Annotated in this window: 23 protein-coding genes; 11 read left to right on the forward strand and 12 right to left on the reverse strand. The window is 64.6% G+C overall.

The genetic code is table 11. From position 1 onward, the window contains the following. Nucleotides 1-11: 11 nt before the first annotated feature. From RT97_RS32585 to RT97_RS33170, 10 genes are all read right to left on the reverse strand, one after another. Complete coding sequence (locus tag RT97_RS32585) at nt 12-662, reverse strand: acetyltransferase (RefSeq protein ID WP_080898355.1); 651 nt, start codon at nt 660-662, stop codon at nt 12-14. After that, a complete protein-coding gene (locus tag RT97_RS18640) occupies nt 655-1,767 on the reverse strand; it encodes a DegT/DnrJ/EryC1/StrS family aminotransferase (protein WP_042580299.1) in 1,113 nt (370 codons plus the stop codon). Before RT97_RS18640 ends, RT97_RS32585 begins: the two co-directional genes overlap by 8 nt. Beyond that, nucleotides 1,764-2,990, reverse strand: a complete 1,227-nt coding sequence (locus RT97_RS18645; protein ID WP_042580300.1) for a class I SAM-dependent methyltransferase — start codon at nt 2,988-2,990, stop codon at nt 1,764-1,766. Before RT97_RS18645 ends, RT97_RS18640 begins: the two co-directional genes overlap by 4 nt. Next, a complete protein-coding gene (locus RT97_RS18650; RefSeq protein WP_042580301.1) occupies nt 2,987-3,547 on the reverse strand; it encodes a dTDP-4-dehydrorhamnose 3,5-epimerase family protein in 561 nt (186 codons plus the stop codon). Before RT97_RS18650 ends, RT97_RS18645 begins: the two co-directional genes overlap by 4 nt. Further along, on the reverse strand, nt 3,534-4,604 hold the full coding sequence (gene rfbG, locus RT97_RS18655; RefSeq protein WP_042580360.1) for a CDP-glucose 4,6-dehydratase: 1,071 nt from the start codon (nt 4,602-4,604) through the stop codon (nt 3,534-3,536). The genes RT97_RS18650 and rfbG overlap by 14 nt, the downstream gene beginning before the upstream one ends. After that, nucleotides 4,601-5,374, reverse strand: a complete 774-nt coding sequence (rfbF, locus tag RT97_RS18660) for a glucose-1-phosphate cytidylyltransferase (protein WP_042580302.1) — start codon at nt 5,372-5,374, stop codon at nt 4,601-4,603. Before rfbF ends, rfbG begins: the two co-directional genes overlap by 4 nt. Nucleotides 5,375-5,490: 116 nt before the next feature. Beyond that, nucleotides 5,491-6,843 (reverse strand): glycosyltransferase family 2 protein, encoded by a 1,353-nt coding sequence (locus RT97_RS32150; RefSeq protein ID WP_052810698.1) that lies wholly within the window; start codon nt 6,841-6,843, stop codon nt 5,491-5,493. A 170-nt stretch (nt 6,844-7,013) separates the two neighbouring features. After that, a complete protein-coding gene (locus RT97_RS18670) occupies nt 7,014-8,180 on the reverse strand; it encodes a glycosyltransferase family 4 protein (RefSeq protein ID WP_052810699.1) in 1,167 nt (388 codons plus the stop codon). Beyond that, nucleotides 8,177-10,885 carry a glycoside hydrolase family 99-like domain-containing protein gene (locus RT97_RS32155; RefSeq protein ID WP_155403839.1) on the reverse strand — a complete coding sequence of 903 codons (2,709 nt, stop codon included), beginning with the start codon at nt 10,883-10,885 and terminating at the stop codon, nt 8,177-8,179. Before RT97_RS32155 ends, RT97_RS18670 begins: the two co-directional genes overlap by 4 nt. 174 nt (nt 10,886-11,059) lie before the next feature. Further along, nucleotides 11,060-11,218: a hypothetical protein gene (locus RT97_RS33170; protein ID WP_155403840.1), complete on the reverse strand. Its 159-nt coding sequence runs from the start codon at nt 11,216-11,218 to the stop codon at nt 11,060-11,062. Between the two features lie 383 nt (nt 11,219-11,601). Between RT97_RS33170 and RT97_RS18680 the strand changes: the two genes are divergently transcribed. From RT97_RS18680 to RT97_RS18730, 11 genes are all read left to right on the forward strand, one after another. Further along, nucleotides 11,602-12,954, forward strand: a complete 1,353-nt coding sequence (locus RT97_RS18680) for a hypothetical protein (protein ID WP_155403841.1) — start codon at nt 11,602-11,604, stop codon at nt 12,952-12,954. A 21-nt stretch (nt 12,955-12,975) separates the two neighbouring features. Then, nucleotides 12,976-14,337, forward strand: coding sequence for an FkbM family methyltransferase (locus RT97_RS32160; RefSeq protein WP_080898357.1), 1,362 nt, complete (start codon nt 12,976-12,978; stop codon nt 14,335-14,337). Between the two features lie 195 nt (nt 14,338-14,532). After that, nucleotides 14,533-16,032, forward strand: coding sequence for a UbiA family prenyltransferase (locus tag RT97_RS18690; RefSeq protein WP_080898358.1), 1,500 nt, complete (start codon nt 14,533-14,535; stop codon nt 16,030-16,032). Further along, the gene (locus RT97_RS18695; protein ID WP_042580304.1) at nt 16,029-17,366 is read left to right on the forward strand and encodes an FAD-binding oxidoreductase; all 1,338 of its coding nucleotides are present in this window, start codon (nt 16,029-16,031) and stop codon (nt 17,364-17,366) included. The genes RT97_RS18690 and RT97_RS18695 overlap by 4 nt, the downstream gene beginning before the upstream one ends. Then, on the forward strand, nt 17,363-18,109 hold the full coding sequence (locus RT97_RS18700; protein WP_042580305.1) for an SDR family oxidoreductase: 747 nt from the start codon (nt 17,363-17,365) through the stop codon (nt 18,107-18,109). Before RT97_RS18695 ends, RT97_RS18700 begins: the two co-directional genes overlap by 4 nt. A 37-nt stretch (nt 18,110-18,146) precedes the next feature. Beyond that, nucleotides 18,147-19,082 carry an NAD-dependent epimerase/dehydratase family protein gene (locus RT97_RS18705; RefSeq protein WP_042580306.1) on the forward strand — a complete coding sequence of 312 codons (936 nt, stop codon included), beginning with the start codon at nt 18,147-18,149 and terminating at the stop codon, nt 19,080-19,082. Then, nucleotides 19,083-20,441, forward strand: coding sequence for an NAD(P)/FAD-dependent oxidoreductase (locus RT97_RS18710; RefSeq protein WP_042580307.1), 1,359 nt, complete (start codon nt 19,083-19,085; stop codon nt 20,439-20,441). It begins immediately after the preceding gene. Between the two features lie 10 nt (nt 20,442-20,451). Continuing rightward, nucleotides 20,452-20,841 (forward strand): GtrA family protein, encoded by a 390-nt coding sequence (locus RT97_RS18715; RefSeq protein WP_042580308.1) that lies wholly within the window; start codon nt 20,452-20,454, stop codon nt 20,839-20,841. Then, entirely contained in the window at nt 20,838-22,937 is a 2,100-nt protein-coding gene (locus tag RT97_RS18720) for a hypothetical protein (protein WP_042580309.1), read from the forward strand. The genes RT97_RS18715 and RT97_RS18720 overlap by 4 nt, the downstream gene beginning before the upstream one ends. Before the next feature lie 5 nt (nt 22,938-22,942). Next, nucleotides 22,943-23,320: a GtrA family protein gene (locus RT97_RS33480; RefSeq protein WP_052810702.1), complete on the forward strand. Its 378-nt coding sequence runs from the start codon at nt 22,943-22,945 to the stop codon at nt 23,318-23,320. Next, a complete protein-coding gene (locus RT97_RS18730; protein ID WP_042580310.1) occupies nt 23,317-24,342 on the forward strand; it encodes a glycosyltransferase family 2 protein in 1,026 nt (341 codons plus the stop codon). The genes RT97_RS33480 and RT97_RS18730 overlap by 4 nt, the downstream gene beginning before the upstream one ends. 4 nt (nt 24,343-24,346) lie before the next feature. Here the strand turns inward: RT97_RS18730 and rfbC are convergent, their stop codons facing one another. Both rfbC and rfbA read right to left on the reverse strand, forming a co-directional pair. Then, nucleotides 24,347-24,895 carry a dTDP-4-dehydrorhamnose 3,5-epimerase gene (rfbC, locus tag RT97_RS18735; RefSeq protein ID WP_042580311.1) on the reverse strand — a complete coding sequence of 183 codons (549 nt, stop codon included), beginning with the start codon at nt 24,893-24,895 and terminating at the stop codon, nt 24,347-24,349. Continuing rightward, complete coding sequence (gene rfbA, locus RT97_RS18740; RefSeq protein WP_042580312.1) at nt 24,892-25,788, reverse strand: glucose-1-phosphate thymidylyltransferase RfbA; 897 nt, start codon at nt 25,786-25,788, stop codon at nt 24,892-24,894. Before rfbA ends, rfbC begins: the two co-directional genes overlap by 4 nt. Between the last annotated feature and the right edge of the window lie 31 nt (nt 25,789-25,819).

Below are 25,819 nucleotides of genomic sequence, written 5' to 3' on the forward strand. Positions count from 1 at the left end.
TCCTTGGTTTTCTAGGTTCGAAGAAGATGGGCCGGGTTGCCGACGACGATGGCGTTGGCCGGTACGTCGCGAGTCACTACGGCGCCCGCGCCAACGATGGCGTTTTCACCAATGGTGATCCTGGGAAGGACTACCGCGCTGGCACCGATCATCACGTTGTCGTGAAGCGTGACGAGCCCGCACAGCGTTGCGCCAGGCGCGACATGAACACCGTTTCCGATGTTGCATTCGTGGTCCACGGACGCCCGGTGATTGATGATGCAGGCTTCGCCAACATGCGCGTCCGCCGCAACGACTGCTTGCGCCAGCACCTGCGTTCCAGCGCCCAGCACTGCGCTCGCATCTACCGATGCCTGCGGGTGGACGATGCACGCAACTCGAAGACCTCGCGTTCTGAAACGCCTTTGTATCTCGATCCGATGCCGCCCGCCGGCACCGCCAATGGCGACCAGTCCGAGCACATTCGCGAGCTCCGGTTGGCTGTCCGCCCATCGCTGAAATCCTTCGTCGCCAATGTGCACGGGCACACCGGGAAGTGCAGACGGCACCTCGCGGTTGTCGAACAGCGCGATCACCCGGCCCTGGAGCAGTCCGACGACACCGGCCAGCACCTTCGCATGGCCCGCGCTGCCCCAAATTGCATAGCGCTTTAAGTCAGCCATGAAGAGTTTTCCGGATCACGTCGACAACACGCGCTTGTTCCTCGTCCGTCATGTCGTGGTAGCTGGGCAGATTGATCGCGCGCGCAGCGATGTCAGAGGCATTGGCTGCCCCCTGGTTCGACCCAAACATCGGCAAGCTGCTCAATGGATGGAAAAAAACCCGCGCATCAATGCCGTCGCCCGCAAAAGCCTGTTGCAGCCGCTCGCGAGTGACGCCGGTTCTCGAAGCAAAAACTGCTGTGGGCATCCAAGCGCCATTGACGGTGCCTTCGGGCTCCGGATTGAGATCTATCACGTCGGCCCAGGGGGCAAGCAACGATCGATAGTGGTCAAGAATGGCATGCTTTCGCTCGCACAGGGCATCGATGCGCTCGATCTGGCCGCATCCAATGGCAGCCTGGACGTTCGACATCTTGTATTTGAAGCCCACGACGTCGGGCCAGAACTGCTGCTTCTGGTTGCGTGCACGACCGTGATTCGAAAGCGTCAGGACAGCCTCGTAGAGCACATCGTCGTTTGTCACGAACATGCCGCCCTCGCCGGTCGTCAGGGTCTTCGTGCCGTGAAAGGAGAAAGCGCCGAAGGTGCCCATCGAGCCCGCGCGGCGACCGTGCCAGATCGAGCCGATAGCCTCGGCGGCATCCTCGATCACGGGAATACCGTGCAAAGCTCCCAGGGCCAGCAACCTGTCCAACTCGCACAGGTTGCCGTAGAGATGCACCGCGATGATGGCTTTGGTGCGTGGCGTGATTGCGGCTTCAACAAGCGCTGGGTCGAGACACCAACTGTCCGGAAGAATATCGACGAAGACTGGCGTCGCACCCAGGTGAACGACCGACGAAACGGAAGCGATCCAATTGGAATCGGCGAGGATGACCTCATCGCCGGGCCCGATACCCAGCGCTGCCAGCCCCATATGCAGCGCACCGGTGCACCCGGAGGTTGCGATGGCGTGCTTGACACCGAGGTGTTCCCGAAACATCGCCTCGAAGCGATGGATGTAGTCGTAGCAGTGTTCGCCCCAGCCATTGCGCGCAGCATCCGTGGCGTAGCCGACTTCGAGTTCGGTGATGGACGGCTTGGTGTAGTGAATACGCGATCTCATATCAACTCCAGCTTGGGCACGGCGATCACGAACTTGCCGTCCCATTTTCGGATGTAGGCCAGCTGTTCCATGACCTCGCTCTTGAGGTTCCACGGCAGGATCAACACGTAGTCCGGCCGCTCGCGTTTCAGGTGCGCCTCGTCGACGATCGGAATGCGGCTGCCTGGCATGAAGAGACCCTGCTTGGCCGGGTTCCGGTCCACCACCCATGGCAGCAGGCCGGCGCGCACACCGGCGTAGTTGAGCAGCGTGTTGCCCTTGGCCGCGGCGCCGTAGGCGCCCGTGCGCTTGCCGGCGCGCCGCGCCTCGATCAGGAACGACATCAGCCCGTCGCGCACGTCGTCGGCGCGCTGCTGGAAGCCCGCGTAGTAAGCGGAGGTCGCAACGCCCGCCGCGCGCTCGGCCTCCAGCACGCGCGAGACGGCGGCCTCGACCGCCCGATTGCCCGTGTCACACCGCTGCGCGAACACGCGCAGGCTGCCGCCGTGGGTTTCGAGCTGTTCGACATCGAACACGCCGAGCCCGTTCGCCTCGAACATCCGGCACACCGACGTGAGCGAGAGGTACGAGAAATGCTCGTGGTAGATCGTGTCGAACTGGCACTCCGACACCAGCCGAAGCAGGTGCGGAAACTCGAAGGTGGCCACGCCCTCCGGCTTGAGCACCGTGGCAAAGCCCGCCAGGAAGTCGTTGATGTTCGGCACGTGGGCGAGCACGTTGTTCGCCGCGGTCAGATCGGCGCCCTTGCCTGCGGCGACGAGTCGTTCGGCTAATGCCACGCCGAAGAATTCCTCGACGATCTCGATGCCCTTCTCGCGCGCCGCCTTCGCGGTGCTGGCCGTCGGCTCGATGCCAAGGCACGGGATGCCGGCGTCTCGAACGTACTGCAGCAGGTAGCCGTCGTTGGCCGCGACCTCGATCACATGGGCGCTTCGGTCCAGTGCGAAGCGCTGGACCATGTCGCGGACATAGCGCTGCGAATGCGCAAGCCAACTGGAAGAAAAGGAGCTGAAGTAGGCGTATTCGCTGGAAAAAAGATCGGCGTGGTGCGCGTAGTCGTCGGTCTGCACCAGCCAGCATTGCGTGCAGGTGAAGACACGCAGCGGATACCACTTTTCAGGCGCGTTCAGCTGATCGGCGTGCAGGTACGCATTGGACGGCGGCGCCGTCGCAAGATCGATGAACGGCAGACTCAGCTCGGCGTGACAGTGGCGGCATTTCATCCAGGAAGACCCGTGAACTCGGCGGTAATGAAAGGATGGCTCGCGTCGCGGTCCGACACGTCGGCGAACGCGAGCGGCCAGGCGATGGCAAGTGCGGGGTCGCGGGCGTTCAATGCGCCCTCGGCCGCCGCGGCATACGGCGCCGAATGAAGATACAGCAACTCGGCATCGTCGCCGAGGGTCTGGAACCCGTGGGCAAAGCCCTTGGGAATGAGCAGGCTCGTGGCGTTCCCGGCGCTCAGTATCTCGCCGTGCCACTGCAGGAAGGTCGGCGAGCCCCGGCGCAGGTCGACCGCGACGTCGAAGATCTCGCCATGCAGGCAGCTCACCAGCTTGTCCTCCGCATGCGGAGGATGCTGGAAATGCAGCCCGCGCACCGACCCGCGTCGGCGGGTCAGCGTGTGGTTGATCTGGGCAACGGGCGCGCTGAACCCTGCAGCCGCCAATTCCTCCGCACAGAAGAAGCGGCTGAAGAAACCGCGCGAGTCTTCGAGCTTCCGGCGCTGGATCCGCATCACGCCCGCGAGCGGCGTTGCGTGTACGTCAAACCTGGTCATGTCCGTCGCCGCCCTGGTAGGCCAGGATCTGCGACTGGCAGACCTTCTGCACGTCGTCGCCCTCGCGCCAGGCCCGATGCCATTCGACCGTCCTGTCGAGCGCCGCATCGAGCGTCCAGCGAGGCCTCCAGCCCAGTCCTGCGCGCGCCTTGCTGCTGTCGAGCTTGAGGTAATTGGCCTCGTGCACGGTGCCGGGGGCAGTTTCGCGCCATTGCGCGCCGGGCACGCGGCGCGCGAGCCGGTCCAGCAGGTCGCGCACCGGCACCGCATCGTCGTCGCCAGGGCCGAAGTTCCAGGCCTGCGCGAACCTCGGGTCACCGCCGGCAAGGCGCTCCGCCAGCAGCAGGTAGCCGCCCAGCGGTTCGAGCACGTGCTGCCAGGGCCGCGTGGCGCCGGCATGGCGAACTTCGAGCGGCACGGACTTGTCGGTGGCGCGGAAAAAGTCAGGGACCAGGCGGTCGTCGGCCCAGTCGCCGCCGCCGATCACATTCCCGGCGCGCGCCGTGGCCACCGCCACGCCGCCTTGCGCGAGAAACGACGCACGGTAGGCCGAGGTCACGAGTTCGGCGCAGGCCTTGCTGCTGGCATAGGGGTCCAGTCCGCCGAGGGGTTCGTCTTCGCGGTAGCCCCAATGCCATTCGCGGTTTTCGTAGACCTTGTCCGTCGTGACGCTGACCACGGCCCGGACGCCAGCGCAGGCACGCACAGCTTCGAGCAGATGCACCGTGCCCATGACGTTGGTGGCATAGCTCTCCACCGGGTCGCGGTACGAAGGCCGCACCAGCGACTGCGCGGCCAGGTGAAAGACGACCTCCGGCGCGGCTTGCTGAACGGCCCGCCGCAGCGCGGCGAGATCGCGTATGTCGCCCAGCGTGTGGCCCGCCAGGAGTTCGGCAACGCGGGCCTGCGTGAACAGGTTGGTTTCCGTCGGCGGTGCGAGCGAATAGCCGTGGACCTCGGCGCCTGCCGCCTGGAGCCAGAGCGCCAGCCAACTGCCCTTGAAGCCCGTGTGCCCCGTGAGCAGGACCCGCTTGCCGCGCCAGAACGCCGTGTTCACGCCCAGACCTTCCAGGGTGCGGCCTGGGTTGCCCACAGTTGCTCCAGATGCATCTTGTCGCGCAGCGTGTCCATCGGCTGCCAGAAACCGGCGTGCTCGAAGGCGCGCAACTGGTCGTCCTTTGCGATCTGCGCAAGCGGCCGGCCTTCCCAGCTGGACGAATCGCCGTCGATGTAATCCAGGCACTTCGGGGACAGCACGAAGAAGCCGCCGTTGATCCAGCCGCCATCGCCGCGCGGCTTCTCGACGAAGCCCCGCACCGCATCGCCATCGAGCTCCAGCGCGCCGTAGCGCCCGGCCGGCTGCACGGCAGTGACCGTCGCCAGGCGGCCGTGGCTGCTGTGGAACGCGATCAGCTTGCCGATGTCGATGTCCGCGACACCGTCTCCGTAGGTGAAGCAGAAGGCTTCTTCGTCGCGCACGAATTCGGCGACGCGCTTGAGCCGCCCGCCGGTCATGGTGTCTTCGCCAGTGTCGACCAGCGTCACCTGCCAAGGTTCAGCCTTGCGCTGATGCACGTGCATCTCGTTGCTGCGCATGTCGAAGGTGACGTCGGACATGTGAAGGAAGTAGTTGGCGAAGTACTCCTTGATCATGTAGCCCTTGTAGCCGCAGCAGATGACGAAGTCGTTGATGCCGTAGGCCGAGTAGAGCTTCATGATGTGCCACAGCACGGGCTTGGCACCGATCTCCACCATGGGCTTGGGCTTGAGGTGCGTCTCTTCCGAGATACGGGTGCCCAGGCCGCCTGCGAGGATGACGGCCTTCATCGGGGGGACACCTTTGCAGGATGGCGCGAGCCGCCAACGGTTCTCGTCATGTTCACGGATTTCATGGGGCGACATTGTGCGCTGGACGCGCACTGCCGATCGAGGTTTTTCCCGCGCTAGAGCCGCATCAGGCGGAGCTTTCGCAGGATTCTGAAGAGCAGCGTGCCCTGCAACGCCGTCGCCCTGGCATCGAGCGCGTCGAATTTCGAGTGCCATGCATCGGCCTCGGCCCGCGCGGCAACGGTCTGCGCCTTCTGGTCGGCGAGATCGGCTTCCAGCGCGGCGCACTTCTGTTGCATCTGCGCAGTCAGCGTCTTTTGCTCGGACAAGGCCTGCTCCTGCGTCGAGCAGGTGGCCTCCAATTGCACCGCGGTGCTTTTCGCGGAGGCGATCACCGCACTGGCTGCCTTAAAGCTCCACAGCACCGATGCGAGGAATCCCTGCGGGCGGCTCGGCGTTGCGCTTTCCGCCACCACTTCTTCAGGCAGCAACAGGACCGAGGTGTCGTCGGCGCCATCCGGCCCCGCCGCGCGGGGCTTCGCGGCCAGTGTGTCGATCAGCGAAAATGCCAACGGCCAATCGCCCAGCCGGAAACCGGCCGCCGAGGCGGACGACACCAGCTGCCGGGAATCGAGTTCTTCCTTGGCGGCGATGTTCCAGGTGCTTCGATAGCGCTGCTGCATCTTCGCGCGCAGCGGCAGGTATTCCTCCACCGAGAAGAGGCCGCGGTCCAGCACCGCGCGGTCCAGCCGCTTGAACAGTGCGCCCCATGACTTGATGTGCGACAGGTCGTAGCCCATGCTCGCCTGGTCCTCGTGCTGCGTGTACACGGCGCCCAGCCGGTTCACGATGTAGACCGGATACGTGCAGAAGATCTGGGTCTGGAAATCGACGTCGCTGGGCAGCCCCACGTGCAGGTAGGGCGCGCCCACCTCGGCGAGCACCTTCGAGCGCCAGAGCACCGAGCTCCAGCTGTAGTGCCCATAGGTGAGCCAGTCGCGCATGTGGTCGTGCGGGTTCACCAGGCCGAGCCGGATCTTGTCGGGATGCTCCGGGTAGGTCATCCCGACGGCGCCGCTGTCGGTGCGCGTTTGCGTCAGGAACACGGCGGCGCACGCGCTCTCGTGCGCCTCAAGAATCCCGTAGGCGTCGTGCAGGAAATCGGGCAGCAGGTAGTCGTCGTCGGCCAGCGGCACGAAATATTCCGCCTCGACGCTGTCCAGCGCCTTCGCGTAGTTCGAGTGGCCACCGATGTTGGCGGCGTTGCGCGTGTAGACCACCCGCGCGTCGCGTGCCGAGAGCTCGCGCGCGTAGCCCTCGGTGTCGTCCGTGGAGGCGTTGTCGAAGATGTGCAGGACGATCGGGACCCGCGTCTCCTGCAGCACGCTTTGCACGGCGCGCTCCAGCCGTTCGCGGCGATTGAACGTGGGAATGACAACGGCGATCGCGTGCTGAGTGTCAGGAAACATCTCGTTGACAGTTGTTTTTTGTTACGCGCAGTTTATCCGTGAACCTTGGTTTTCAGTACTTCATCACGAATGGTGCTCGCACTTGGAGCGGGCGCGCGCAAGCAAGTTGCACATACGTGGTATGCGCAACTGCTTTTCGGAGGGGCCGGCGGCCCGGGGAATCGTGGCGCTCAGTGCTCTTGTGCGAGCGTCGAGGCAATTCGCTGCAACTGCTCGCGGTAGCGCAGGCCTTGCCTGCGGTACGAGAAATGCGTGCGCATGTGGATGCCGGCGCGCTTGCCAAGTTGCCGGCCGAACTCGGGGTTCTCGAAGAGCGACAGCACCTTCTGGGCGGCATCTTCCAGGTCGGCGTCGGCCCACACCTGGTCCTGCCAGTGCGGGTAGTCTCCCTCGACCAACGGGACGAGGTCGTAGCGCACACCCAGCGAGTTGTCCGGCGTCATGTAGTCCATGTTGCCGGACCAGGCCGTCACGACGACCGGCTTGTCGAAGAACATGGCTTCCGCCGGCCCGAGGCCGAAGCCTTCGGCCCGGTGCAGCGAGAGGAAGGAATCGCAGACCCGCACGAGGCTCTTGACCTCTTCTTCGGTCACGGTCTTGTCGATCAGCGTGACCCGGTCGCGGATCGGCTCGATCTCGGCCTTCAGCCGCTCCAGCGACTTCGCATCGCGTGCCGAATTGTTGACCTTGAGCACCAGTTGCAGCTTGGCCAGCGGTCTCTTAGCGAGCACGCGCTTGAAGACGTCGATCGCGGCCCACGGGTTCTTGCGGCTGGCGAACGACAGCGCATCGAAGAAAAACAGCAGCGTGTAGCGCGACTCGGGAATGCCGAAGTACTTGCGGTCGAAGAGCTCGTGGACCCGCGGCTCGACGGCGATGGGCAGGTGGACGATGGGCTTGCCAACCGCAGCCCGCAAGGCCGCATCCACGTGCAGCGACGGGGACCACACCTCGTCGAATTTCTCGAGCTGGCGCGCCCACTCCTGGGGATATCTCGGCAGCTCCCACATCGGATAGATGATGTTGTAGCCGCCGGCGAATGCGCCCGGCTGCTTCTGCTCGATCTTGCCGACCACGGGCTCGATCTCGTCCCCGTTGATGCAGAAGATGCGCACCGGCGCTGTGAACTGCTCGGTCAGCAGCGGCCCGAACTCGCGCGCTTCGCGCGGCATGGGCTGGGTGTACTTGTAGACATCGTGCACCGAGAGATTGCCGTAGGCGGCAGCGAGGGAGCGCACCACGCCCCTGCAGTGAGCGCCCATGCCGATCGCCGTGTACGGATGGCCGACGATCAGGCAGTCCGGATTCCTGGAGTGGTCAGTTGCCGCCATGCTCATCCGTTTCTCTTCTGGTATTTGTGTGATTCGAGCGCATCCCGCAGCGCCGTGAGGTAGGCGTGGCCGTAGCGCTGGTCGGGCTCCAGGTAGGCGCCTTCGCCCCACTCGTTCCAGGCGTTGATGAACACCATCCGGCGCTCCGGCGCGTTGAAGTCGCGCGAGAAGTCCAGCGCGTGCTCCAGCCACGCACGGAATGCGCCGGGGCTGGGGTTGTCCAGGATGTAGGGGGCATCCTGCCGGCGCGGCGTGTTGTCCCATCCCGGCAGCACGCCCGGGAAATGGGTGTGCGGCCGCAGGGGCAGCTCGGTCGCATAGCGCGTGCCCACGGTTTCGTAATCGTCGACGGTGCCCGTGAAGCTGGGGCTGACCGCCGACGGCTTCTTGGGCACGGGCGAACCCATGTTGTGCGGCGGAAAGCCGATGCTCGCATCGAGACCGAAGTCCGCCGCGTCCTTGAGCTTCCAGGCCAGGTCGAACGAGTCCACGCTCGCCACGAAGATCTCGCCGATACCCGCTTGCCTGCATTCCTCGCGCCAGACCTTCACCGTGTCCGCGATCGAAGGCAAGAGGTCCCAGCGATAGACGATCACCAGCGGCTTGCCCTCGACGCGGATGTAGCGCGCATCGCCCATGAACCGCATGAGGTCGTGGATGATGGCCTTGTCGTCCTCGGTCGAGTATTCCTGCTTCAGGAGCAGGTCCTGGTCGCGGCCGTCCCAGCGCCGGCTCCAATTCTCGTTGGCCCAGCAGAGGCAGAACGGGAAGTCGAGCGACTTGTCTTCCAGGTACAGCTCCAGCGGCGCCTCGAGGATGCGGCGGCCGTTGAACCAGTAGTAATAGAAGCAGAAACCGTGCAGCCCGTATTGCATCGCCAGTTCGATCTGCTTGCGAATGCTCTTGGGATTGGTGAGGTCATAGTGCCCGAGATCGGCCGGCAGGCGCGGCTGGTCGTGCCCGGGGTAGTTGGGCTTGGCCTTGGACACGTTCGTCCACTCGGTGAAGCCCGGCGCCCACCAGAGATCGTTCTCCGGGACCATGTGGTACTGCGGCAGGTAGAAGGCGATCGCCTTCACCGCGTTGTTGGCCTCCAGCTGGGCCTGCCAGCGTTCGGCGAAGTGCTGCGCGCTACGGGCCGACTGCCCGTGCTTGTAGGCCGGCGACAGCGACGACATCGTCTCGCTCATCAAGTGGACGATGCGCGCCTTCGGCTCGTAGACCACGCGAAGGCCGCGCGCACGCACGCGGAAGCACAGGTCCACGTCCTCGTAATAGGCCGGGTGGAACAGCGGATCGAAGCCGCCCAGCTCGTCGAACAGCGCGCGCTCGATCAGGAGACACGCGCCGGAGATGTATTCCACGTCGCGGCGGTAGTTGAAGCGCGGGTCCTCAGGGCTGGCGCCGTGTCCGACGAGCGCCGCGGAGCAATCCACGCGGATCCGGCCGCCCGCCTCCTGGAGCAGGCCGGACGGATACAACACCTGCGGGCCCACGATGCCCACGTCCGCTTCGTGCGCCGCCACCATGGCGTCGAGGAAGCCGTCCTGGACCAGCGTGTCGTTGTTCAGGAACAGCACGAACTTGCCGCGTGCCGCGGCCGCGGCACGGTTGCAATTGCCGCCGAAGCCCAGGTTCTCTTCCGAGCGCAGGAACACGAGGCCCGGCACGTTGGCCAGTTCGAGGCAGTCCGGATCGACCGATGCATCGTCCGCGACGATCACTTCATAGGAAGCGCGGCACTTGCTCTGGACGATGGTGCGCAGGCACGCCCGGGTCAGTGCCACCTTGTTGTAGACCGGAATCACGATCGAGACGAGCGGCTGCTCGAACGTCGGAATCACGAGCGGCGCGGCAGGTTCGCGCTCTGCATCCTTGCCGACCGCCGGCATCGAGGTCTCCACGCGCGGGTACTGTTCCGCACGCCGCTGCTCGGCCTGCGCGAGGCGTGCGCGCATCGCGCCGTAACGGGACCACTCCCATTTCCCGTTGGCGACGCGGGCCAGGCCCTCGTGCATCCGGGCGCGCGGGATGCCGTCCTTGGCAAACGCCTCGGCGTAGTCGCCATCCACGGCGTAGCAGCTTTCCTGTACCAGGAACTGCGCAAGCTCGTGTACCTTGTCAGTCCCGGCGGCCGGGAACTTGCGCGCATGCTCGATCAGGTCGGTCGCTGAACTCGGGTTTCTCAGCGCCTCGTGCCGGTGCGCGAGGAAATGGGTCAGGGGATCGACGCCATCGTCGACGTCTCCATAGGCTGCGCAATACCACTCCGGGTCGAACGCCGGATGCGGCACCCGGTGCTCGGGCGCACCGAAAAGGACGTAGTGAATGAGCGGATTGAGACCGGCAGCCTTCACGTCGAGGTATTGGTCCAAGTACCACGTCGTGTTGAACAGCGGATGCGGGTTTCGGCCTTCCTTCCATCCGAGGTCGACGTAGTGCAGCAGCGGGTTCCAGCCAACCTTCGCGACGTCCGGGTTCTGCTCCAGGTACCACGCCACATCGAACAGCGGATGCGGATTGCGCCCCTCTTTCCAGCCGAAGCGCAGGAAGTGGCGCATCGGGTTCAGCCCAGCCTTCACGATGTCCGGGTTGCGCGCGCCGTACCAGGCTGCATCGAACAGTGGATGCGGCTCCGTCAGTGTCTTTTCGCCGAATGAAATACGCCCGCCGGTCGCCCGGCCGAGTACCCGGCCTGCAATTGATTTCAACCGGCGATACCAATGAACTGGATTTTTATTCATATTCTTCAGCCTGCGGGCCGATATATGCAGATCGGCCATTTATGCGCAGAGAAATTCAGATTAATGGTTGTATTTTTTGAATGCCGACTCCCCGGGCATTCATACTTGGCTGAATGAAAATCCTCGCCTCGTTCAAATAATTCAATCGCAGCATTGAATTTCAGATGAGAAAATCGAAAAACAAGCGATTTTTGAAACCCGGGTCAGTCGCGTCATTGAGATTGAGTTCAGCAATTCAGCTCGCCCCATTTCAATGCCGCTCAATTTATTTCCCATCTCACCCACAGGATTCTTTTGCATCTGTGCAGCCTAGGAAAAATCCTTCCAATCCTCCGCCATTCGTGAGAATCCGGGCACTGTTGTCCGAGCCAACCGTCCGTCATGTGACAGTTCTAACGCGCAACATCTCCCGTAAGACGAGAGGAAGCTTTACGGTCGTTAGCAATCATAGCAGCCCGACTTTTTGCCTCACGCCGCTCATCGCCTTTGGCAATCGATGCGAACAGGTGTCGGCTGAGGTTCTGGCGCAACCGCTTACGCAAGGCCGTTGAAGAGCCAGTACTTCGCGACATCGGGCGACGCGGAGGACCGGCGGCGTTTCGGGCGCGATTGGGGCATCAGGTATAACACGAGGCCATCCGACGACCTCTCGCAGGAAGCGCATCAAAGCAGCGAACTACTCGATGAATTCCAGGTTTACGCCACAAATTGTAAAAATCGCCACCATCGGCGTATTCATCGTTTTCGCTCTTTGCATATATCCGGTGTCGCGCGCGCACCCTTGGTCGGACGATTGGACTTACCCCGGAATTTACGGCTCCAATTGGAAAGAATTTTTCCAATGGGTTGTTGCACAGCACGTCGATCATCGAATCCCCATCATCAAACTCGTTCAATACGGATTGTTGAAAGCGAGCCGATTCGATTTTCGAGTTTTGCTTCTGTTCAATGCCGCCATCGCTACTGTGGGAGCACTGGCGCTGGCCGGTGCAGCGCGCTTGCACCGAGGGGCGGCGCATTGGGGCGACCTGGTCATTCCGCTGACGGTCCTGAACTTCGGGTTCGGCCTTTATGCATGGGCATTCTCTGCACAGTTCAGCTTCTGCATTGCGCTCAGCTTCGTGTTTCTATTTCTATTCATGAAGTCGCAATCCGCGAACTCCGGGCCCTTGCTGATTGCAGCGATGGTGGCGCTATGGGCATGCGCCCTGTGTGGCATGAATGGCGCCATCGTAGCCACGGTGATTTCGGCGGCCATCCTGGTACTTGCGATTCGCCAGAAGGCCTGGAATACCCAACGCGCCATGATCGCCGGCCCTGCGTCCGTGCTCGCGACGACGGCAGCGGTCTTTCTCACGTGGCAGCCATCCGGAACCACGCTCGCTGCGCAGACCGATCCCGCGACGCGCATGCTTTCGTGGGCGCGCCACCTCGTGGAATCCAGCTTCATCGTGGACGGCTGGCTGCAGGGCTACTGGCGCCCCATCCTGTGCGCAGTGTTCTTTGGCGCGGCGCTGGTGCGCGTACTGGCCTATCTGATGCAGGCTCTGCGCCGCGGCAACGCCGACATGGCGAAGGTCGCGCTCCACGCCACCCTCCTGGCGTACGCCATGCTTTTCGTCTCGATCGTGCTCGGGCGCTCGCGCAGCGGCGAATGGTCGCCCGGCCTGGAGATGCACTACGGCTACCTCGTGGTGGCCCTGGTTCCGCTCTCCTGGATCATCGTGACGGAATCGGGAAAGAAGACGCTGGCGAGATGGGCATTGGCAGCGGTGCTGGTGGTTGCATATGGACACGCCTTCAGATGGGGAGCGCTTTATCGCTTGCATGATGTTCGCGACAACAATGCCCAGTACAGCAACGCCACCTTGGCCATCGGTTCTCAGGAGGCTCCGGAGTCGCTGGCCAAGCGCAAGATCGCCAGCTATTTCTTCGTCGATACGCCGGACACCCAGGGCACCGTCGCACAGGGGATCGCCAAGCTGCGACAGGTAGGCGGTCCGCTCTACAAGACGCCGCCCGCGGCATCGAACTGAGCCTCGGGACGTCACAACCCCATGCCCACGAACACCCCTCATCCCGTCACCACACGCTACGGCCTGATGCATCTGCTCGGGCGGGATTCCATCGTGTCGGAATCGCTGGCGCTGTACGGCGAGTGGGCCCAGCAGGAGATCGACTTCCTCGCCCATTTCATCGCGCCGGGATCGGCGGTGCTCGACGTCGGCGCCTTCATCGGAACGCACACGCTGGCCTTCTCCACGTTGGTGGGCGACCGGGGCACCGTGATCGCGTTCGAACCGCGCGCCGAAGCCTTCGAGCTGCTGACCCGCAACATGCAGGACAACCAGCGCACGAACGTTCGCCTTCACCAGCAAGGCGTCTCCGACGCACCGGCCAGCATCCAGCTGCACCGGATGCCATCCGGCGCCCTGACGAACTTCGCGGGGCTGGCGCTCGAGGACGACGACAAAGGCCCGGCCTCGGGGCCTGCGTACGAAGTGCCGCTCGTGACCGTCGACAGCCTCGCGCTTTCCGCCGTCGGCCTGCTAAAGATCGACGTCGAGGGCATGGAAAGGCAGGTGCTCGACGGCGCGCGCGAGACGATCGCTTCCTTCAAGCCCGCGGTGTTCGCCGAGGCCAACTCGATTGCCGCCGGATTGAAGATCCTCACGTGGTGCCAAGCAAATGGCTACGAATGCCTGGGGCACCTGACCGACGCCTTCAATCCGGAGAACTTCAACGGCCAGGCGCGCAGCATCTTCGACGGCGGCAGGGAACTCAACCTCCTGCTGCTGCCGGCTGGCCGGGCACTGCCCGAGGGCCTGCCGTGGGTGTTCGCGATCGACAACGCGGACGACATGGCGGCCGTGATGCTTCACAAGCCGCAGTACCCCCACGAGGTATTGAGGCTTGCGAACAGGGGGCAGGGGCCGGGCCTGTCGTATCCGTCTCCGGCCGCGCAGGCTGCGACGCAGGCCCACCAGAAACTCGAGAGCGAGGTATCGGACCTGCGGGCCGAAGTGCAGGCAGCCCAGGCCGCGCAGCGCGCCCAGGCTGCCGCGTTGCAGGCCGCCGCACAGGCCGCACAGGCTGCTTCGCAGACGCGCGAAAGACTGCAAGGTGAACTGAACGCCCTGCAATCCGCACTCGCTGCGGCAGAGGCAAAGACTGATGCGCTGACGACGCAGTTGACGCAGGCGCTCATGGCGCAGGGCCGCGTCGGCCTGCAGCTCGCAGACGCCACGAGCGACCTCGTACACGCGAACGCCTACCTCGATACCCTGAAGAACCACCACGAAACGGCATTGGCCGAACTGGCCGCCCTTCGCAACAGCCGCTCGTGGAAATTCACTGCGCCCTTGCGCGATGTGGGCGGCCGGATGCGAGCCGTGCTGAACCGTTTCAGGCCTCGCTGACGCGGGCAAGAGGCCGTGCGAGCGCCCGCTGCGGGGGGCCGCGCGAAGGCATTTAGCTCGGGGCAATGCCAATAGAATCCTCGTTTTTGCATCTCATCCCGCGAACATGCGTACCGTCGCTGAAACTCGAGTCTTGCAGCCACGGCAAATCAACCCGTCGCAACGTCCCCGGGACGCCAAGGCTGACCCGTTGCCATGAGCGCATTGCCCCACGTGCGAGATGACACTGGCACGCCCTCTTCCCTCGCTTCGCCCGTCTCTTCCACGACCGCGGGCCAACGGATCATCGCGGTCGACCTCGATGGAACACTGATCCGTTCAGACCTCCTTGTCGAAAGCGTCTTCCTGCTGCTCAGGTACCACCCCCTGCTCTTCGTGCGGGCCCTGTTCTGGGTCCTGAAGGGCAAGGCCTATTTCAAGCGCAGGATCGCCGATGCGGTCTCGCCCATCGTCCAGACGCTGCCCTACAACCAGCCGCTCATCGCGTGGCTCGAGGTGCAGAAGAAAGCCGGCGCGCGCCTCGTGCTGGCCACGGCGTCGGAGACTCGCCTCGCCAGGGAAGTCGCCGCCCACGTGGGCCTCTTCGACGAAGTCCTCGGCACCGAGAACGAGAACCTCGCATCGACCAACAAGCGCAAGGCGCTGGTCGCTCGCTACGGTGAGCAGGGCTTCGAGTACGTCGGCAACTCGTCGGCCGACCTGAACGTGTGGCGCTCCGCTAGCGTCGTGCACGTGGTGAACCCCGAGTTCGGCGTGCTCGCGCGCGCGCGCCGGATGGGACGCACGGGGCAGGTGTTCGACGATCGCGCCAGCTACCTGCGCGTGCTGCGCAAGGCGCTGCGCCTGCACCAGTGGGCCAAGAACCTGCTGGTGTTCGTGCCCCTCCTGGCAACCCACCAGCTGATGAACCTGGACCTGCTGCTCAACGGCGTGCTGGCATTCATCTGCTTTGGCATGTGCGCATCGAGCGTATACATCCTGAACGACCTGCTCGACCTGAAGGACGACCGGCAGCACCGCACCAAGCGCAACCGGCCGCTCGCGGCCGGGACCTTCCCGATGGTGCACGCCATGGTCTGGATGGCGGCGCTGCTCGTGCTGGCATTCGGGCTGGCGCTGCTGTTGCTGCCCTGGCGATTTGCGCTCGTGCTCTGCGCGTACTACGTGCTCACGCTCGGCTACTCGCTCTGGATCAAGCGGCTGGTGATGCTCGACGTGATCACGCTGGCCATGCTCTACACGGTGCGCGTGGTCGCCGGCGCGGCAGCCATCGTGGCGCCGCTGACGTTCTGGATCCTCGCGTTCTGCATGTTCATGTTCCTGAGCCTCGCGTTCGTCAAGCGCTACACGGAGCTCTACGACGCCAAGGAACAGCGCAAGGGCGACGCCGTGCCCGGCCGGGGCTACCAGCTGCAGGATTTCGAGCTGCTCGCCTCGCTCGGCGGCTCGTCGGGCTACCTGTCGGTGCTGGTGCTGGCGCTCTACATCAACGACACCTCGGCATTGACCCTCTACGGGCACCCCAAGCTCTTGTGGATGGCTTGCCCGCTGCTCCTGTTCTGGCTGAGCCGCGTCTGGCTGATCGCGCACCGCGGCCAGATGAACGACGACCCCATCGTCTTCGCGCTGCGCGATCGCGTGAGCCAGTTGATCGGCCTCGCGTTTGCAAGCACCTTCGTCCTCGCCTCGCTTTGAACGCGCGCACCCGCCTGTCCTGGGGAAGGTACCCGCAGCATCCGCAGACGGTCCATCCCGTCCAGTGGCCTTCGGAGGTCGAAGGCGCCGTGGCCGAAGCGCTCGCGGCCGCCACCGGCGGCACCCTGGCGTTCGGCATGGGCCGCAGCTACGGCGATTCGTGCATGGCCGCGTCGGACCACGTGGTCGCCACGGCGGGCTTCGACCGGGTGCTCTCCGCGGACTGGGACACCGGCACGATCGTTGCCCAGCCGGGCCTCACCCTCGGCGCCCTGATCGACATGGCCCTGCCGCGCGGCTGGTTCCTGCCCGTCACGCCCGGCACCAAGTTCGTCACACTCGGCGGCGCGGTCGCCAACGACGTGCACGGCAAGAACCACCATGTGACGGGCACCTTCGGCCGCCACGTGAAGCGCCTGTCGCTGCTGCGGACCGACGAAGGCGTCGTCGAGTGCTCGCCCGACGTCAACGCCGAGCTGTTCGAGGCGACTGTCGGCGGGCTCGGACTCACCGGCATCGTGCTGTCGGTCGAGCTGCAGTTGCGCCGCGTCGAATCGGCGTATGTCGACCAGTGCGCCATCAAGTTCGGCGGCCTCGACGAATTCTTCGCGCTGTCCGAAGAACTGGATGCCCGCCATGAATACGCAGTCGCCTGGGTCGATTGCCTGGCCACGGGACGGCATGCTGGGCGAGGCCACTACATCGTCGGGAATCACGCCACCGACGGACGGCTGCAGATCGCGCCGCCGCGGCCCAGGAGCATGCCGGTGGACCCGCCCTTCTCGCTGGTCAACGGTCTGACGCTCAAGGCTTTCAACACTCTCTATTACCACCGCCAGCAGACGAAGCGCGTGACCTCGGTCGTCGGCTACGACCCCTTCTTCTATCCGCTGGACGGCCTGCTGCAATGGAACCGCATGTACGGACGCGGCGGCTTCCAGCAATACCAATGCGTGATCCCGCACGCGAACGCCCGCGACGCGATCCGCGCGATGCTCGCGGAAATCGCGCGCAGCGGCAGCGGCTCCTTCCTCGCGGTGCTCAAGCGCTGCGGCGACATCCGCTCGCCAGGGTTGCTTTCCTTTCCACTGGAGGGCGTTTCGCTCGCGCTCGATTTCGCGCAGCGCGACACCGCCAACGCCACCCTGTTCGCCCGGCTCGACGCGCTGGTCGACGAAGCGGGCGGGCGCCTCTATCCGGCCAAGGATGCGCACATGGGCGCAATCCATTTCCAGAAGGCCTATCCCGCGTGGCCCCGCGTCGAAGCGCTTCGCGACCGCCATCTGCAATCCCGCTTCTGGCAGCGGGTTACTCAACGGGGCCTCACCTCATGACGACAAAGAACATCCTGATCATCGGCGCGACCTCCGGCATCGCCGAGGCCGTGGCGCGCCGCTATGCGGCGTCGAACTGCAACTTCGTGCTCGTGGGCCGGGACACCGCCAAGCTCGACGTCATCGCGAGCGACCTTGCCGCGCGCGGCGCGGCAAGTGTCCATGTGCTGCCATGGGACGCGAACGACGTCGCGCAGGCTGGCGCAACGATCGCCGGCGCGTGGCAGCAACTCGGCACCGTAGACCTCGCGCTGATCGCGCACGGCTCGCTGCCCGACCAGGCGCGCGCCGAGGAAGACCTGGCCTACGCCGTCGAACAGTTCCGCCTCAACGGCGAGAGCGCCGTCGTCTGCATGCTGGCGCTCGCGCAGCATTTCCGCAAACAAGGCAACGGCACGCTCGCGGTGATCGGCTCGGTGGCCGGCGACCGGGGCCGGCCGACCAACTACGTGTATGGCGCCGCCAAGGGTGCGGTGGAAGATTGCGCCTCGGGCCTGAGAGCGAGCCTCTTCAAGCAGGGCGTGCACCTGCTGCTCATCAAGCCAGGCTTCGTCGCGACGCCGATGACGGCGCACCTGGAACTGCCGGGTGCATTGACGGCCTCGGCCGACCAGGTGGCGCAGGACATCCAGCGCGCCGTGGCACGCGGCAGCGACGTGCTCTACACGCGCTGGTTCTGGCGCTGGATCATGCTGATCATCAAGAGCATCCCCACCCTGGTCTTCAAGCGCCTGAGCCTCTGACGCGCACCGCGCACCAAAGACAAATCACGCAAAACCCATGAACAAGAAAATCGTACTGCCCGGCGGCGCCGGCCTCGTGGGCCAGAACCTGGTGGCACGCCTGCGGGCACGTGGCTACACGGACATCGTCGTGCTCGACAAGCACGAGCACAACCTCGAAGTCCTGCGCAAGACGCAGGACGGCATCACGGCGGAGCACGCCGACCTCGCCAGGCCCGGCACCTGGCAGCGGCACTTCGAAGGCGCGCACACCGTCGTCATGTTGCAGGCGCAGATCGGCGGCATCGACTACAAGGAATTCGAGGACAACAACGTGGCCTCGACCCAGCTCATCCTCGAAGAGATTCGAAAGCACAAGATCCCTCAGCTGGTCCACATCAGCTCATCGGTGGTGGAGTCGGTGGCCGATGACTTCTACACGCGCAGCAAGAAGGAGCAGGAGCGCATCGTGCTGGAGAGCGGCATCGAATGCCCGATCCTGCGGCCGACGCTGATGTTCGGCTGGTTCGACCGCAAGCACCTGGGCTGGCTGTCGCGCTTCATGGCGCGCGTGCCGGTTTTTCCGATTCCGGGCAACGGCAAGTTCATGCGCCAGCCGCTGTACGTGGGCGACTTCTGCAACGTGATCATCAGCTGCATCGAGAACGACGTGCGCACCGGCATCTTCAACATCACGGGCCACGAACAGGTCGACTACATCGACATCATTCGCGAAATCAAGCGCGTGACGAAAGCCAAGGCCCATATCGTGAAGATCCCCTACGGCCTCTTCTATGCGCTGCTGTGGGTCTGGTCGCTCTTCGACCGCAACCCGCCCTTCACCACGCAGCAGCTGCAGGCGCTGGTGGCGCGCGACGAATTCGAAGTCATCGACTGGCCCGGCATCTTCGGCGTACGCAGCACGCCCTTCGCCGAGGCCATCGAGGAAACCTTCAACCACCCGGTCTACAGCCAGGTTGCATTGGAGTTCTGAATGACGGCGTCTTCCACTTCGATCTCCACCTCGACCCCCACCCCAGCCAGGCCATCCCAGCGCATCGCGGTGCTCGGCGCCGGGCCCATGGGCCTGGCGGTGGCGTACCAACTGACCCTCGAAGGCCATCGGCCGGTGGTCTTCGAGGCCGACAACCGCGTGGGCGGCATGACGGCCGCGTTCGATTTCAGCGGACTGAAGATCGAGCGCTACTACCACTTCCACTGCATCTCCGACGCAGCCTTCCTGCAGGTGCTGGACGAACTGGGCCTCGGCGCGAAGATGAACTGGGTCGCCACGAAGATGGGCTACTGGTACCAGAACCGCCTGCAGGCCTGGGGCAACCCGGTGGCGCTGCTGCGCTTCAAGGGCCTGGGCTTGGTGGCCAAGTTCCGCTATGGCCTGCATGCCTTTCTTTCCACCAAGCGCAACGACTGGAAGCCGCTGGACCGCCTGGATGCCACGGAATGGATCAAGCGCTGGGTCGGCGCCGAAGCCTACGAGGTGCTCTGGCGGCGCCTCTTCGACTACAAGTTCTACGACTACAGCTCGAACCTCTCGGCCGCCTGGATCTGGAGCCGCATCCGGCGCATCGGGCGCTCGCGCTACAGCCTCTTCAAGGAGAAGCTGGGCTACCTGGAAGGCGGCTCGCAGACGTTGCTCGATGCGATGAAGAACGCCATCGAAAGCAAGGGCGGCGAGATCCGGCTGTCGTCTCCGGCCTCCAGGGTCGTGATCGAAGCGGGCGCGGTCAAGGGCGTGCAGACCGCGGCCGGCATCGAAGCCTTCGACAAGGTGATCAGCACGGTGCCGCTGCCTTACGTGCCGCGCCTCATGCCCGACTTGCCGCCCGATGTGCTCGCGTCCTTCGCGGCGCTGAAGAACATCGCGGTGGTCTGCGTGATAGCCAAGCTGCGCAAGCCGCTGACCGAGAATTTCTGGCTCAACATCAACGATCCCGAGATGGACATCCCGGGCCTCGTGGAATACAGCAACCTGCGGCCCCTGAGCCCGCACGTGCTGTACGTGCCGTTCTACATGCCGGGCGAGCACCCCAAGTTCCAGGACGCCGACGAGGTGTTCCTGGCCAAGGTGCGCGCCTACTGCATGAAGATCAACCCGAGCCTCACCGCCGACGATTTCGTCGACATGCGCGCAAGCCGCTACCGCTACGCGCAACCGATCTGCGATCCCGGCTACCTGGACCACCTGCCGCCGGCCGCGTTGCCGGTGAAGGGGCTGTGGGTGGCCGACACGTCCTACTACTACCCCGAAGACCGCGGCATTTCGGAGAGCATCGGGTTCGGCCGCCAGCTGGCGACCTCGGCAGCACTCGACACGCTTCAGGCCGCAGCATGAGAAGCCTGTCGTGGTGATTCCCCAGTTCCTGCGCTTCCTCGTCGCCGGCGGCATCGCGGCAGCGGCCAACTACGGGTCGCGCTTTGTCTTCAGCATCTGGCTGAGCTACAGCGTGGCGATCGTGCTGGCTTACCTGGTCGGCATGATCGTGGCGTTCGCGCTCATGCGGCACCACGTCTTCGATGCCAAGGCCGGCGACCTGCGCGCACAGGTCGCGAAGTTCGTCGTCGTGAATGTCTTCGCGGTGCTGCAGACGCTCGCCATCAGCCTGGTGCTGGTGCATTGGGTGTTCCCGGCCTTCGGCGTCGTGAACCATGCCGAAGCCATCGCGCACCTCGTGGGGGTGCTGGTGCCCGCAGTCACGAGCTACTTCGGGCACCGGATGCTGACGTTCAAATGAACCTCGGATCGGCCGACACCAGGCGTTTTCTCTGGCCGACCCTTGCCTGCGTCGGCGTCTTTATCTGCCTGATCGCAGGAATCGCCGCATCGGGCATTCCCGTTGCCCAGACCCTGAAGGACGCGAAGCCCTACGTGTTGCTTGCGGTTGCGCTCGGAGGCATCGCGCTCTTTGGCGCATGGCGTCGCGTGGAACCCGCAGCGGTTCTGCTGGCGCTGTTTGCCATCCTGTCGGTGCAATTCGTCGAGGTGTCGGCCTTCATTGCAATGCCGGCCTTCCTGCTGGCATCTGCGGTCGTGGGGCAACGCATCGGGAGGCGCTTCGGCGTGGCCGACCTGCTCCTGGCCACGTTCATCGGCATCTTCGTCCTGACGGGCCTTATCAGCTGGACGCTGCCCTACAAGATCCACACGCGCTGGGTCTACACGGTCCTGCTGGCCGGGCTGCTCTGGCTGGAGCGCCGCGCGGCGCGCGACGTGCTGCTGGTCACCTGGCGGGGATGCGCCGACGCCCTGTCGCGCTCGAAGGCCGCCGCGAGCCTGGCCCTGGTCGTTGCCGTCGCCTCGCTGTCTACCGCCTGGCTGCCCAGCATCTTCTTCGACGACCTCGCCTACCACTCGATGCTGCCAACGCAGCTGATCCACCTAGGCTACTACCGCTTCGACGTGGCGACGCAGGTCTGGGCGGTCGCGCCCTGGGCCTCCGACATCGTGCATGCGGTGGTGGGCGTGCTGGCCAACACGGAGTCGCGTGGCGCCGTCAACATCGGATGGTTCTGGCTCGCCTGCTGCGCGCTCTGGCGATTCGGCGCGCTCATCGGCCTCAGCGACAAATGGAAGTGGCTGGGCATCGCGCTCTATGCGAGCCAGCCGTACATCAGCGGCCTCTTCGGGACCGCGCAAGTGGAGAACGAGCTTGTTCCCCTCACGCTGGCACTGGCCATCCTCTGCGTGCGGATCTGCAGGGACAAGGACCCAAACGCGATCTACGCACTCGTGATCCTGGCGGGGCTTTTCGCTGCGCTGAAGGCGTCGCAGGCCCTGGTGATCGCACCTTTCGTTCTTGTCTGCGCGCCCGCGCTGTTCAAGGCCAACTTGCGCAAGTTGCTGCTCGCGGCCGCCATCGCCCTGGCACTCGGCAGCTCGAGCTACGTGTATGCCTGGCTCGCCACCGGCAACCCGTTGCTGCCGCTGTTCAATGCCTACTTCAAGTCGCCGTTCTTCCCGATCACGAATTTCCACGACGGGCGTTGGTCGCAAGGCCTGAACTGGCGCAGCGTGTGGGACCTCACGTTCGCGACGGACAAATACCAGGAGACCAGCGCCGGCGGCGCGGGGCTTTCGGTGCTGGCATTGAGCATCCCACTGCTCGCAACGCTGGCTATTGCGGCGCTGCGCCGCACGACCCTCTGGCTGCTTCTCGCGCTGGTGGGCATGTTCGCGGCAATCCAGTACCTGCGCTACATCGCGCCGCTCTTGATCGTGGCGATTCCGCTCGCGCTGTTCGCCATCGACAGGTATGTGGCGCCGAAGATCGCAACGGGTGCCGTCGTCATCCTGGTCGTCGCCAACCTGGTGCTCATCCCGACGTCGATCTATCTGCTCAGGGACAAGCTGCTTCACACGCAACTGAGCTCGCTGGTCAAGAGGTCCAAGGGCGATGCGAACGAGCAGATTCTGCGGAACTACGCCTTCGAGACCGTCGCAGCCGCGCACCTGCTGAAGGACCCCGCTCCAGCCAGGGCCGTCTTCCTCGCCGACAAGGAGCGCCCTTTCACCGCGCCGTTCGCGGGCCGCGCCTTCGCGCAGAGCTGGTACGACACCTACTTCTCGGCGGCCGGCGCCGAAGCGGACGCCGACCTCACGGGCGAGCGCTGGAAGCAGCTTCTTTCTCTCAACGGCATCGGCTTCGTGCTGGCGAAGAACGATCCGGCCGATCGTCCCGCGCTGCACGCGGTGCTGCGTGCCGACGCCGTGCCGACGCTGGTGGGCCCTGCCCACACGCTGTATTGCCTGTGCAAGCCTCGGCAGCCGGCGGCAGCTGGCGATGCGCTCTACAAGGCCCGGGACCTGAGCGCCCGGCTCAGGTTGTTCTGAAGGCCATGCGGCAACTCGTCCTCTTCGGCGTGATCGGCGTGACGCAGCTCGTCGCCGACACGCTGATCTTCTATCTGCTGCTCAAGCTGTCGATCACGCCGTGGATCGCGAACTCGATCTCGCGGTTCCTTGCGCTCCTTCTGGGTTTTGCGCTGAACGGTGCGATCACGTTCAGGCAGCCCGACAACACGGCATCGACCTCGAAGAAAAGCTTCGTCCGCCTGCTGGTCCTTTGGCTGGCCTTGACCTTCGTGAGCTCCGAACTGGTCACGCTGGCGAGCCACCACGTCTCTGACCATCGATTGCTTGCGGCCAAGCTCGGGGTCGAACTCGCGCTGGCGTTCGTGTCGTTCTTCATTTCAAAGACCTGGGTTTACCGATGACGCCACCACCGAACACCGCTCCCTTGCGCGCCATCGCGGTCGTCATCCCCTGCTACCGGTCGGGCGAACTGGCTCTGGACGTCATCCGGCGTATCGGGCCGGAAGTCGGCTGGATCTTCGTCGTCGACGACTGCTGCCCGGTCCAGACCGGACAGACGGTGCTCAAGCACAGCACCGACCCCAGGGTCACTGTTCTTTTCCACGCCGAGAACCAGGGCGTGGGCGGCGCGGTGATCACGGGCTACAACGCGGCCATGAAGACGGACGCCTCCGTCGTCGTCAAGATCGACGGCGATGGGCAGATGGCGCCGGAGCGCATTCCGCAGTTGTGCAGCCCCATCCTTTCGGGGCAGGCGGACTACGTCAAGGGCAACCGCTTCCACATCGCCGGCGGCGTCGCGGCGATGCCGCCGCTTCGCCTGATCGGCAATGTCGCCCTGTCATTCATCACCAAGGCGTCGAGCGGCTACTGGCAGCTGTTCGATCCGACGAACGGGTACACCGCGATCCACGCCCGGGTGCTGGCCGAACTGGACACCGGGAAGATCGCGAAGCGCTACTTCTTCGAATCCGACATGCTGTTTCGGCTGAACCTGCTGCGGGCCGTCGTCTCCGAAATGCCGATGAAGGCTGCCTACGACGGCGAACCGTCGAGCCTGAGCCCGATGAAGGTGATCGCGCCGTTCCTGAGGGGCAACACGCGCAACTTCTTCAAGCGCGTGCTCTACCGCTACTTCGTCTCGGATTTTTCGCTCGCCTCGCTGGAGCTCGTGTTCGCGGTGCCGCTGCTGGCGTTCGGCATCATCTACGGCGCCGAGCACCTGCTGTCGAACCGCATCAGCGGCGGCGTGGCCTCTGCGGGCACGGTGATGGCGTCGGCCTTGCCGATCATCCTGGGGTTCCAGCTTCTGCTGTCGTGGCTCAACTACGACGTGTCGGGCCAGCCCACGCAGGCATTGCACCCGCAGTTGCCGCCGCTCGACGATGCACCGCCAGCGCAGCGCCCCCAGGCGCCGCCCTGATCGATCAGTCGAACAGCGAGGCGTCCGCCAGCAGAGACGCCGCGGCGTCCTTGCCCGACAGCTGCGGTTCGACACCGGTCGCCGGCCATTCGATGGCCAGCTGCGGGTCGTTCCAGGCAATGGCGCGCTCGTGGGCGGGCGCGTAGTAGTCGGTGGTCTTGTAGAGGAATTCCGCTGTCTCGCTCAGCACCAGAAAGCCGTGCGCGAAGCCGGCCGGCACCCAGAGCTGCCTGTGGTTGTCTTCGCTCAACTCGACGCCCACCCACTTGCCGAAGGTCGGCGACGACTTGCGGATGTCGACGGCCACGTCGAACACCGCACCGCGCACCACCCGCACGAGCTTGCCCTGCGGCTGCTGGATCTGGTAGTGCAGTCCGCGCAGCACGCCCTTGACGGAGCGCGAATGGTTGTCCTGGACGAAGTCGACGTGCTTGCCGACTGCTTCGTCGAAGGCCTTCTGGTTGAAGCTCTCGAAGAAGAAGCCTCGTGCGTCGCCGAAGACCTTCGGCTCGATCACGATCACTTCAGGAATCGCGGTGGGCGTGGCCTTCACGAGCGCACCTCGTCGTTCAGCAGGTGCTTGAGGTACTTGCCGTAGCCGCTCTTTTCCAGCGGCGCGGCGAGCTTGGAGAGCTGCTCGGTCGTGATGAAGCCGTTGCGCCACGCGATTTCCTCGGGGCACGCGATCTTCAGGCCTTGCCGATGCTCGAGCGTGGCGATGAATTGGCCGGCTTCCAGCAGGCTGTCGTGCGTGCCGGTATCGAGCCACGCATAGCCGCGCTGCATGATCTGCACGTTGAGCTGGTCGAGGTCCAGGTACGCCTGGTTGACCGCGGTAATTTCCAGTTCGCCGCGTGCGCTGGGCTTCACGGCCTTGGCGATGTCGACGACCTGGTTGTCGTAGAAGTAGAGGCCGGTGACCGCATAGCTGCTCTTGGGCTTGAGCGGCTTCTCTTCGATGCTGCTCGCCCTGCCCTTGGCATCGAAGGCCACCACGCCATAACGCTCGGGGTCGTGCACGTGGTACGCGAATACAGTGGCGCCCGAGGTCTTGGCGTCCGCGTCGGCCAGCAGGTGAGCGAAGTCGTGCCCATAGAAGATGTTGTCCCCCAGCACCAACGCACTCGGATCGTTCCCCACGAACTTGTCCCCGATGATGAACGCCTGCGCCAGCCCGTCCGGGCTCGGCTGCACCGCATATTGCAGGTTGATGCCCCATTGGCTGCCGTCGCCCAGCAGTTGCTGGAAACGCGGCGTGTCCTGCGGCGTGCTGATGATCAATATGTCGCGCATGCCGCCCAGCATCAGCGTGCTCAGCGGGTAATAGATCATCGGCTTGTCGTACACCGGCAGCAGCTGCTTGCTCAGCGCCAGCGTCGCGGGATGCAGCCGGGTGCCCGAGCCACCGGCGAGGATGATGCCTTTGCGTTGCGTCGTTTGGGTCATGGGGTGTTCTTGTCTCTTGTCTTGCTTTGCG

The sequence above is a fragment of the Variovorax paradoxus genome (assembly GCF_000834655.1).
In the GTDB taxonomy this organism is placed as follows: domain Bacteria; phylum Pseudomonadota; class Gammaproteobacteria; order Burkholderiales; family Burkholderiaceae_C; genus Variovorax; species Variovorax paradoxus_F.

Coding starts and splice junctions, on each gene's coding strand:
- RT97_RS32585 (WP_080898355.1), bottom strand. CDS start 662: ATGGCTGACTTAAAGCGCTATGCAATTTGGGGCAGCGCGGGCCATGCG.
- RT97_RS18640 (WP_042580299.1), bottom strand. CDS start 1,767: ATGAGATCGCGTATTCACTACACCAAGCCGTCCATCACCGAACTCGAA.
- RT97_RS18645 (WP_042580300.1), bottom strand. CDS start 2,990: ATGAAATGCCGCCACTGTCACGCCGAGCTGAGTCTGCCGTTCATCGAT.
- RT97_RS18650 (WP_042580301.1), bottom strand. CDS start 3,547: ATGACCAGGTTTGACGTACACGCAACGCCGCTCGCGGGCGTGATGCGG.
- rfbF (WP_042580302.1), bottom strand. CDS start 5,374: ATGAAGGCCGTCATCCTCGCAGGCGGCCTGGGCACCCGTATCTCGGAA.
- RT97_RS32150 (WP_052810698.1), bottom strand. CDS start 6,843: ATGTTTCCTGACACTCAGCACGCGATCGCCGTTGTCATTCCCACGTTC.
- RT97_RS18670 (WP_052810699.1), bottom strand. CDS start 8,180: ATGAGCATGGCGGCAACTGACCACTCCAGGAATCCGGACTGCCTGATC.
- RT97_RS33170 (WP_155403840.1), bottom strand. CDS start 11,218: ATGCAAAAGAATCCTGTGGGTGAGATGGGAAATAAATTGAGCGGCATT.
- RT97_RS18680 (WP_155403841.1), top strand. CDS start 11,602: ATGAATTCCAGGTTTACGCCACAAATTGTAAAAATCGCCACCATCGGC.
- RT97_RS32160 (WP_080898357.1), top strand. CDS start 12,976: ATGCCCACGAACACCCCTCATCCCGTCACCACACGCTACGGCCTGATG.
- RT97_RS18690 (WP_080898358.1), top strand. CDS start 14,533: ATGAGCGCATTGCCCCACGTGCGAGATGACACTGGCACGCCCTCTTCC.
- RT97_RS18700 (WP_042580305.1), top strand. CDS start 17,363: ATGACGACAAAGAACATCCTGATCATCGGCGCGACCTCCGGCATCGCC.
- RT97_RS18705 (WP_042580306.1), top strand. CDS start 18,147: ATGAACAAGAAAATCGTACTGCCCGGCGGCGCCGGCCTCGTGGGCCAG.
- RT97_RS18710 (WP_042580307.1), top strand. CDS start 19,083: ATGACGGCGTCTTCCACTTCGATCTCCACCTCGACCCCCACCCCAGCC.
- RT97_RS18720 (WP_042580309.1), top strand. CDS start 20,838: ATGAACCTCGGATCGGCCGACACCAGGCGTTTTCTCTGGCCGACCCTT.
- RT97_RS33480 (WP_052810702.1), top strand. CDS start 22,943: ATGCGGCAACTCGTCCTCTTCGGCGTGATCGGCGTGACGCAGCTCGTC.
- RT97_RS18730 (WP_042580310.1), top strand. CDS start 23,317: ATGACGCCACCACCGAACACCGCTCCCTTGCGCGCCATCGCGGTCGTC.
- rfbA (WP_042580312.1), bottom strand. CDS start 25,788: ATGACCCAAACGACGCAACGCAAAGGCATCATCCTCGCCGGTGGCTCG.